Here is a 9555-nt window from a genome sequence, read left to right on the forward strand (position 1 = left end):
AAGCCCCTTCCAAGATGAGATCTCCCTAAGGCCTCGAGCCTTCTTAAGAGCCGTTCAAGACCAGGACGTTGATAGGCTGGGTGTGTAAGCGCTGTGAGGCGTTGAGCTAACCAGTACTAATTGCTCGTGCGGCTTGACTATATAACACCCAAGACAATTGCGGATAACGACGAAATCGCTCATTTCTTTCTCATCCTTTCCCAGTGATCATCAGTTTTGCCTGACGACCATAGCGGTCTGGAACCACCTGATCCCATCCCGAACTCAGAAGTGAAACAGTCCTGCGCCGATGGTAGTGTGGCGTTGCCCATGTGAGAGTAGGTCATCGTCAGGCTCCTAATACGAAACCCCAGTACCGAATGGTACTGGGGTTTTTTATTTGTGGCTGGAAAATACAGCAGACCTGCGGGAATGCCCGCGGGTGCCAAAGGGCGGTAGCCCTGAGCAATCTGAATCACTGTCCCAGGGCGAGCCCTTGCCTCTCCCAAACCTATTCTCCCTTCAGTCGCACCCAGATTAACCCGTAACTGCCTTCATGGCCTCAATCCGTCCATCCAAAACCGGCTGTAACTGACGCATCTTCCTACCTGCGTGGAGTCTCCTTTGTTCGCTATGAGCGGACCGCAAGGCGGTGTCTCTAGCGCCCGCCTCCCATTGCGAACTATCGGCACGGGCGACAACAATTCGTCGTGAAGCTGTTCAATAATTCGCACATTGAAAATCGCTGTCATGAATTTGCCAATCTATGACCCGGCGCACAGCCTTTGATCAGTAAGCGCATTAGACTTTCTGATAACTGGCGTACAACAAATAACAGCCAGACACTCAGAGATGCTCATCGACGCTCAATAAAGACAACAATCTGCCAGGCAAGCGGCGGCGAGAGTGAAATGATGATTATGGACTTTAAACCGTGGTTGTTGGCAGCGGCCGTTGCCAGTTCTTCAGTGACGGTGCACGCCGAACTAACGCCCATAACCGATGAGGCGTTGTCCGACATCACCGGTCAGGCGTTTATTTCTGTAGACCGTTATAACCACCCGGATGCGGCAGATAACACTTCCTATACCCGGGTGAACCTGGGCATGAATATCGACATCCAGACGAATGTTGATGTGCTTGAGTTGGGGCGCTATGAGCGCAGTGGTGAGGACCCGGGCAGCTCTGACGTGCTGATCGAGGACTTCGGGCTTGGTTACATCAACAGTCAGGCCTATTTCGACCGTCACCCTGATGCGGCACGTATCATGAAGGCCGACGGTTCCGCCTACGGCGAAGGCGAGATTGTCCCCTTCTCGATTGAAAACCCGTTCCTCGAGTTTGCCTATGATGATGCGACCGAGGAGGTCGTTGGCATTCGTCTGGGGTTCGGAAATTCGATGGGGGTACTGTCGGGCTCGATAAAGTCACTCACGGGTAATGTCAACGTGGATATCGTCGATCACGGTGAGGGCCTGAGGGCCGCGAGTTCTGAAGGTAACTTCTTCGACCAGGTGATTGTATTGCTGACGCCCCTACTCGAGGGTGATAGCCCGCTCAGGACCAAGGCGCAACTGGTTTACGGAGAGGACGGAGATCCCAACCTTGGCTCGCTGGACCCGATTCGAGGCCAGTATATCGGCATTCCGGACGGCGAGCGTTTCGTATTGGAAGGTGCCAATTCGTTCACCCGGTGGTCGGTAAAGAACCTCATCGGCTGGGGATCCAGCTCAAGAATAGATGTTCCCAACTGTAGTTTTTTCAGTTGTCCCGGCGGCGATATCTATGTCTACGCCCAGGATTGTCTGGTGCTGGGTATCGACTCCTGTTTTGAGCTTGATATGTACAGCAGCTTTCCGATCGGTCAGATCGAGGAAGTTGGCGGACAGCGCAGGATAACCGGCGCTGAGAGCGGTGCTTTTATGTCATTTCAGACGCAGGCGGTGAATTGGCTGAAAGACGTGAGCAAGACAAATCCGTCGGCGCAGGACTTCGTGAATGCGACTGCCGGTGGTTTTTTCAATATCCCAAACGGCGTCGCAGAAGTTAACTTGAATGAGGCGTTAAATGGTATCGATCGCTATCGTTCAGAATACATTGACCGTGGACGGGGTCTCTTCTGACAGGACCAAGGTATGGCCCGAATAACAAGACAAACGCGGCGACGGTGGCTCTCTCCCTTTATGGCAGCAGCGATGGGTATGCTGCCGGCCATGGTGAGTGCCGAGCTGGAAAGCATGTCGGAAAACGAGCTGTCGGATATTTCCGGTGCCGGTATTGGTCTGGTTCTAGAGGATTTCAAGTTTGCCCATGGCACTGATGTCGCAAACGGCCAGATCTTCAAGATCGGGGGCATAAAGAGCAGCGATGGCCAGGATGTCGAAATCGTCGTTAACCAACTGTATATCGCCGGCGCCGGAAGTAACTACGGGGAGACCCTGAGTCCAGTCAACCTCGGTCGCTTGGTCAACCCGTTTACTATTGACGTTGTTGATGGCAATGACCTCGGAATCGGTGATCGGGCTGTCCTGAGTATTGCGGCGCCAACCAAAGTCAGCGCGATGGAGGGCTACGATTGTCTCAGCACTGGGGCAACGGCAGGCAGCGGTGTTTGTTCCAGCCGGCCAATGACGGCCGATTTTGCGGGCGAGCGGCCAGATATCGGTTTGCAGATGAATATAACGGTGGGCGCTAATCAGTCCTCCAACCTTAACATCCATGCCCAGAGTGCAGTGATTGATGGCAGTTACCTTCGGCTCTGGGGCGACAGCGACCGCAACCAGCTGGCCGGAGAGTTCAAGCTGAATTTCTATTCCCCGGAACTCTCGATCAATTCCTGCAGCCAGGATGGCAGTTCCTGTGGCTCCCGAATACGCATGCAGGACTTTGCCCTCGAGCTGGCATTGGGGAATAAGTTTCAGCCAATGTTTCTCGATGTGGATGGCACCGGTAATTTCGTTGTCGAAGTTCAGGCCATAGCTAAGCCCGCAGCAGGCGCCATTGGCGCCGATGGTTTGCGGGCAAGCAGCGACGCGGCGACATGGGATTTCTACAACGACTATTACACCAATCCCGAATTGCGCAGCAATCTCTCCATTGGAAACTACAGCGTGGGGGCGCGTGATTTCGGCTCGGCGAGAGTTGAAGGCATGTTGATCCAGTACCTGAAAATCCAGACACAGGATCTGGCACCATGAGCGCTTCTATTTGCGGTCGCTTGCCGGCATGCGCCGGATTTTTGGCCTTGTTCCTGCCCGTTGCAGCGGCGGCTGACCTGAGTCTGCTTGACGATGGCGCCCTGTCTGACGTGTCGGGGCAGGGCGGAATATACCTCTCCGGCGATATCAGCATTAATGAGATGGGCGGGCCCATTCAGAACAGCTATTTCGGGAGTTGTGGGGAAGTCGGAAAGAAATGCGGTGCCCGCTTGGCTTATCGCCTGAAGCAGGATGGCGGCTGGTTCGTAATCGATGATATCCGCGGCAGTTTTGCTTTTGAGGGGCTCACCCTGAGGGTCCGGCATGTCGATTCGGGCTTCGGGGGAGATGGAGCCCTGTTCAATCGCGATGTGGTGGAGCTGGGCTTGCCCAACGTTGTTCGATATAACGACGTCCAGTTCAAACTCGCGGCCAGCAGTACCGCCCGGCCAACGGATCCGGGGTTTCAGCAGACCGATATTCTGTCCATTCAGATGCAGGGTGACGTCACCCTGGAGGGGAACCTGCTGGTGTTCCCAACCGGAAATCCATGACGGGGTGATCGTGATGAAAGGATTCTTCAGACAAGGGTGGACCGTGTTGTTCTGCGGAGGGGTCGTGACAGGGGCCCCTGCGCAGGCGGAATTACAGAGCCTGGATGACACCGTGATGTCCGGTATTAGCGGGCAGACGGGGATTACACTGGAGCTCGATCTCAACGCCACCATCGGGCAGCTGTCCTATTTCGACGATGGCAATGGTATTCATCTTGAGGATTTCCGGATTGGCTCGGCAACGGACCCAAGCGGAGCAGCCTTTCACTCGATTGCTCTTGATATTGGGGCGGACGCCAGTCTGAACCTTTCCTATCTGGTGGAAGATCGGCGCATTGAGTTTGGCGATGTCCGACTCGCTGGTGCTCCCGGCGTGAGTATGGGAGGGGTGTTTTTCGATCACAACCTGACTGGGACCTTCCGCCTGGCAAGTGGCGGCCGACTCAGTGGTGCGGGGTACACTTTCGATAGCGCCTACACCATGACCGGTGGTCGGCTCGGTTACCGTACCAATGGTAATGAGGTGTTCCTGGATGATATTACGTTAAGTGTGGACGCCATGGGGATCACCATGGATGTCGTGCCCACAGGTTTGTTGTTTACGGCTCCCTCCATTACTGGAAACTACCGTGTCGGGGCCATTCGTTACAGTAATAACCCGCTGAACCATGGTAACAGCGTCGATGTTTCCAGTGGCCTCAGTTTGCCCAGTTATGGGCGCCTGAGCGGTGATTTTGATCTCTCCGGTGAAATGACGATCGGTGGTGGTGGCCGGGCCGGGGAAGGGCTGCATATTGACTCCGAAACGATCATCAACAGCGCGAATTTTATTTATCACGATGACGGCCATGCCTTTGCCCTGAAGGGGATCACTGGCGCCTACCGGTTTAATGACCTGCGTATTGATGTCACCACCGACTGGCTGGGCCGGGAGGCCTTGGGGCTGACGCTGGGCTCACTTGAAGGTGGGCTCAATATCGCGCGGGTGGAGTTGGGCGCCGGTGGCAAGAGTCTGGGGGCCGTGAACGTGAATTTCCTGTTTCAGGACCAGACGGTGAATGGGCTGGCTTACACCAACGCCATATATCTCCAGGGTGGCGGTCATGCTGATGCCGGAGAGCAGGGGTTGCGGCTGGCAACCCAATGGAGTCTGGCGCCCTCTGATATCAGTTATACCGAAGATGGCAACAGGGTCATCTTCAGTGGTCTGCAATCCTGGGGGCAGGGAGACTTTACGGTCAATGTCACTCGCGACGACGTGATCAATGGCACCGAGTTTTTTGATGGTCTCAGGCTAGGCTTTGAAGGGGTCAAAGGTGGCTACCGAATTAACGGTCTGCGGGTAGGCGATGAGGATGCGCCTCTTCAGGGCGGGACTGAACTGTTGCTAGCCCTTGGCTTCTATCCTGCCTATGACTTTGACTTGGACGGGCATATTACTTTGGGGGCAGGTGGTGCCAGCGGCGATGGCCTTACCATCAATTCCGATGTGAGGGTTTCCAACGGCAGTGCTGCGTTGATTGCCAATCCCTATGATGAAGGAAACGGAGAGATCAGTCAGACCGGTCTTTGGGTCACTGACCTTGATTTCGACATGCATTTGCGGGATATGACCATCGATGTCACGCCAGAGGGGTTCGCGATTATCAAGGGCGAAGCCTGGAGCACCATGGACGTTGGTAATCTCCGTGTTGGTGATAAGGAAACGGGAGGCAGCTTTGGCCGCTTTGTCATCCAGAACTACGAAACCGGCAGTACCATGACAATTACCCCCGGTGGTGCGGGCGCCGTTTGTGCAGGTGGTGCCGGTAGCGATGCGGCAACCTGCTCAGCATCTGGTGGCCTCTGGGAGGACCGGGGTGCCGAAGGGGTGACCATCGCGATGCGGCAGATACTCGCGCGGGCGGTCGATGACACCCGGCGAAATGCTCTGACCTGGGAAACCGGCCGCAGTCTAGATGGCGGCGGCGCCCCGATCAATGACACCGGCATGAAGTTGGTCCTGAATGATATCTACACAAGTGATGGTGGCGATTTCGACGGGGATGGCATTGAAGACAACAGCTTCGGTATTCAGAGTGAGATCTCTGTCGATGTCTATCAGACCCGTGTCGTCAAGAAAACCGATGGCGTGGATTCCCAGGGTGTGGCGGGGGCTCGTGGCGACGAACGGATCATGGATGCAGGAGCGGCAGAAGGATACCGGTACGTGACCAATCCGAGCGCCAGTGATCTTGAGAACCGTCCGTTGGGTTTTGCCGTTCAGGCTCGCACCCAATTCCGGGAGCTTTCCATAAACAATATTGATCTGGTTCATCCTGTCGGCGGTGCACAAACGGCTATTTATGGTGTGAAACTCCAGAATTTTGATATAAATGCGAACCTGACCGCCACCCCTATCCCGTAACGGGCTTCTGGCTGCATGGTTTTATAAAGGCCCCTTTCTGGGGTCTTTTTTGTTGCGTGTCTCGCCGCTGCTTTGCTGGCTATGCCCCGGGTTTTGTCTTTTCAGGCAGGCTGTTGTTTAATCCGGCATTGATTCATACGTTCCATCAGGCAGTCACCATGATGAAAACCAAAGTGTTGGTCGGTTTGCTCGCCGACGGCGCCGTCCATTCCGGAGAATCATTGGCGCAGCAGCTGGGTATCAGCAGGACTGCGGTCTGGAAACAGGTTCGGAGGGCAGTTGAACGCGGTATCCAGATCGAGACCCTGAAGGGTAAGGGCTATCGCCTGGTGGGCCCCGTGGATTTGCTCGCATCCGGGGTAATCGAAGCAGCTTTGCCGGACAGTCTGGCGCCAGCTTTGGATCTGCTGGTTCTTGATCAGGTTGATTCTACCAATGCTGAAGTGATTCGGCGTCGGGGAAAGGTGGGGGCGCTGCCCCTGGTCTGTATCGCAGACAGTCAGAGTGCCGGTCGCGGGCGTCGAGGTCGGGTATGGCAAAGCCCCCGTGGCGAAAATCTCTATATCAGTTTCGGGCTGGGGGTTAAGGGTGGCTTTGCTGCGCTGGACGGCCTGAGTCTGGTGTTTGGTGTTGCTCTGGCGGATGTTCTGGTGGCGTCTGGTATCGACGATGTTCAGCTCAAGTGGCCGAACGATGTCTATTGGCAGGGCAGGAAACTGGCGGGAATTCTGATTGAGCTGCAGGGCGAGTTTCAGGAAGGTGAAGTGCAGATCGTGGCCGGTATGGGTATGAACGTCCATATGCAGAACGTTGACGGCATTGACCAGCCTTGGGTGAGTCTGGCTCAGATTGCCCCTGAGCAGTACTGGCAGAGAAATGAGCTTGCCGCGCAACTCATTGCGTCGGTGATGTCGGCTTTCGATGAGTTTCAGAGCGATGGATTCGAAGCGTTTCGCGACCGATGGATGGCGCGGGATCTGTTTGCTGGCGAGCTTTTGGAGGCGACCCAGGGCGATCTTAAGGGGCTCGGAAGAGGACTCGCCTCTGATGGAAGCTACCTCATTGAACTTGATGACGGGGATGTCCGGCCCGTGAGAGCTGGTGAGATCAGCCTTCGGAAAACCTCATGATCCTTCTCGTCGATATGGGGAACACCCGGGTGAAGTGGCGTTTGCAGTCGGGGCATGGGGTTATGGCGTCCGGGGTCGGTCGGCTGGGGGAGGCGGGATTGTTCGCAGGACTGGCACCATTTGTTGCCCAGGTTGAGGCCGTAGCCGTGTCAACCGTGGCGTCGGAGCCATTTCGTGAGGAACTGGCGGCAGCGATTGCGGCCAGAGTGGCTGCGCCAGTGACGTTCTATTGGAGTGAGGCCCGTCGAAAAGGGCTTCGCAATGCTTACAAGGACCCCCTCAAAATGGGGGCGGATCGATGGCATGCCATGGTTGGGGCGTGGCAGCGAAACCCCAAGGGCTGTCTGGTGGTGGATGCCGGCAGTGCGATCACCGTTGATTTCATTGCTCCCGACGGCGCACACCTCGGGGGGTATATCCTGGCCGGGCGCGGGATGATGCTGCGGGGGCTGGCTCAGGATGCGGCAAGAATCGATTATCACACCGCTGACAGTCACAGCCTGGCGCCAGGTATTAACACCTCGGAGTGCGTGTTTCACGGGCTGCAGTGGTATTGGCGGGCATTGGCTGAACGTATCAACCTTGAAGCAGGGGAGTGGGGGTTGGCGACGACCTATGTGACGGGGGGCGACGGCTCCGAACTGCTGGTCCATGGTTTGACCGGGGAGTACTGTCCGGACCTGGTTCTGGAAGGGGTTGCTGCGATTGCCGCTGAAGGGTGTGACGTATGAAGCGGCTGGCAATGGTGTTGCTGGCGCTCAATCTCGGGCTCTGGGTCTACAGTTCAGTTCTGCTCCCTGAGGGCGTGCGAACCAGTCGGCAAGGGGGCGAGGATGGGCGTTTGCCGAGAGTGGCGGAATTGGAGTTGCTCTCAGGCTCAGCTGATCTTGGAGAACCTCCGGAGCAAGTAGCGGAAGCGGTCGGCGGAACGGGCTCCTCCGAGCTGTATTGTGTCCGCCTGGGTTGGTTCGAGACCGCTGAAGAGGCTGGCTCTGCGGTGGCTTTCCTGCCGAAACCGCACGCTGAGAGTGCCGCGGTGATCGAGGTGGCCCGCGAGTTGCCACCATTTCATTGGGTGATTATCCCGCCAAGCCCCGGCCGGGAAGAGGCGGTGCAATTGCTGTATGACATCCAGCGCCGGGGTATCGATTCTTATCTGGTGACCGAGGGAGCGCAGGAGAATGCCATTTCCCTGGGGCTTTTCGAGTCCCGGGAGGCCGCTGAACAGGTACTGGCACAAAGAAATGCTGAGAATCTTCACGCAGTACTGGCGTTATTCCCCCGAAATCATTTAAGCTACGCCCTCGTTTTTGAGGCGGCTTATGTTCCTGGCTCTCAGGAGCATTTGGCGGACCGTGCGGACTTTTCAGCTCGATTTGAATCGGTTGAAATAAATGGTTGTGAAAGTGTTGCAACCCTGAAAAAAACTCCGTAGTATACGGCCCTCGCTGACGAGGCGAATGTGAGCTGGCGTAGCTCAGTTGGTAGAGCAGCTGACTTGTAATCAGCAGGTCGGGGGTTCGATTCCGTCCGCCAGCTCCACTTTAAGTTTTGAAAGATTTGCGAATTTTGCAAGTCTTACTCGGAGGGGTTCCCGAGTGGCCAAAGGGATCAGACTGTAAATCTGACGGCATCGCCTTCGCTGGTTCGAATCCAGCCCCCTCCACCACTAATTGCTTGCGGGCATCGTATAGTGGCTATTACCTCAGCCTTCCAAGCTGATGACGCGGGTTCGATTCCCGCTGCCCGCTCCAGTTTGCAGTGTTAATGCTCATGTAGCTCAGTCGGTAGAGCACATCCTTGGTAAGGATGAGGTCACCGGTTCAATTCCGGTCATGAGCTCCACTATTTGTCCGGTCAACGTTTCGGTCTTTGGTTGATTAGGGAGATTGGTCGAATGTCCAAAGAAAAATTTGAACGTAATAAACCGCACGTCAACGTTGGTACTATCGGTCACGTTGACCATGGTAAGACCACTCTGACCGCGGCTCTGACTCGTGTATGTCACGAAGTTTGGGGAACTGGTACTGCGAGCGCTTTCGACATGATCGATAACGCGCCTGAAGAGCGTGCGCGTGGTATCACCATTGCGACCTCTCACGTTGAGTACGACTCTCCGATCCGTCACTACGCACACGTTGACTGCCCGGGCCACGCTGACTATGTGAAGAACATGATCACTGGTGCGGCTCAGATGGACGGCGCGATCCTGGTTTGTTCCGCAGCTGACGGCCCAATGCCGCAGACTCGTGAGCACATTCTGCTGTCCCGTCAGGTAGGTGTTCCTT

At 55.9% G+C, this 9555-nt stretch carries 8 protein-coding genes, 4 tRNA genes and 2 rRNA genes; all 14 read left to right on the forward strand.

The genetic code is table 11. The features are described 5' to 3' along the window. Nucleotides 1-141 (forward strand): 23S ribosomal RNA (locus BLV11_RS18050); the annotation flags it as partial. 78 nt (nt 142-219) lie between these two features. Further along, nucleotides 220-334, forward strand: a 5S ribosomal RNA gene (gene rrf, locus BLV11_RS18055). 559 nt (nt 335-893) lie between these two features. Continuing rightward, entirely contained in the window at nt 894-2102 is a 1209-nt protein-coding gene (locus BLV11_RS18060; RefSeq protein WP_375177839.1) for a DUF6160 family protein, read from the forward strand. Between the two features lie 60 nt (nt 2103-2162). Beyond that, nucleotides 2163-3176 (forward strand): hypothetical protein, encoded by a 1014-nt coding sequence (locus BLV11_RS18065; RefSeq protein WP_245726074.1) that lies wholly within the window; start codon nt 2163-2165, stop codon nt 3174-3176. Beyond that, nucleotides 3173-3730: a DUF6160 family protein gene (locus BLV11_RS18070; RefSeq protein WP_245726075.1), complete on the forward strand. Its 558-nt coding sequence runs from the start codon at nt 3173-3175 to the stop codon at nt 3728-3730. The genes BLV11_RS18065 and BLV11_RS18070 overlap by 4 nt, the downstream gene beginning before the upstream one ends. Before the next feature lie 64 nt (nt 3731-3794). Beyond that, on the forward strand, nt 3795-6137 hold the full coding sequence (locus BLV11_RS18075; RefSeq protein WP_245726076.1) for a DUF6160 family protein: 2343 nt from the start codon (nt 3795-3797) through the stop codon (nt 6135-6137). Between the two features lie 158 nt (nt 6138-6295). Then, nucleotides 6296-7267 carry a biotin--[acetyl-CoA-carboxylase] ligase gene (locus BLV11_RS18080; RefSeq protein WP_342707466.1) on the forward strand — a complete coding sequence of 324 codons (972 nt, stop codon included), beginning with the start codon at nt 6296-6298 and terminating at the stop codon, nt 7265-7267. Beyond that, a complete protein-coding gene (locus BLV11_RS18085) occupies nt 7264-7998 on the forward strand; it encodes a type III pantothenate kinase (protein WP_091817922.1) in 735 nt (244 codons plus the stop codon). The genes BLV11_RS18080 and BLV11_RS18085 overlap by 4 nt, the downstream gene beginning before the upstream one ends. Then, nucleotides 7995-8702 carry a hypothetical protein gene (locus tag BLV11_RS18090; protein ID WP_245726077.1) on the forward strand — a complete coding sequence of 236 codons (708 nt, stop codon included), beginning with the start codon at nt 7995-7997 and terminating at the stop codon, nt 8700-8702. The genes BLV11_RS18085 and BLV11_RS18090 overlap by 4 nt, the downstream gene beginning before the upstream one ends. 31 nt (nt 8703-8733) lie before the next feature. Next, nucleotides 8734-8809 (forward strand) — tRNA-Thr (locus tag BLV11_RS18095). 42 nt (nt 8810-8851) lie between these two features. Further along, nucleotides 8852-8936: transfer RNA gene (locus tag BLV11_RS18100), tRNA-Tyr, on the forward strand. A gap of 10 nt (nt 8937-8946) precedes the next feature. After that, a tRNA-Gly gene (locus BLV11_RS18105) sits at nt 8947-9021 on the forward strand. 15 nt (nt 9022-9036) lie between these two features. After that, nucleotides 9037-9112 (forward strand) — tRNA-Thr (locus BLV11_RS18110). A gap of 52 nt (nt 9113-9164) precedes the next feature. Further along, nucleotides 9165-9555 (forward strand): GTP-binding protein (locus BLV11_RS18115; RefSeq protein WP_245726078.1); only part of this gene is annotated, 391 nt, incomplete at its 3' end.

The organism is Marinobacter mobilis (assembly GCF_900106945.1).
GTDB classification, from domain to species: Bacteria; Pseudomonadota; Gammaproteobacteria; order Pseudomonadales; family Oleiphilaceae; genus Marinobacter; species Marinobacter mobilis.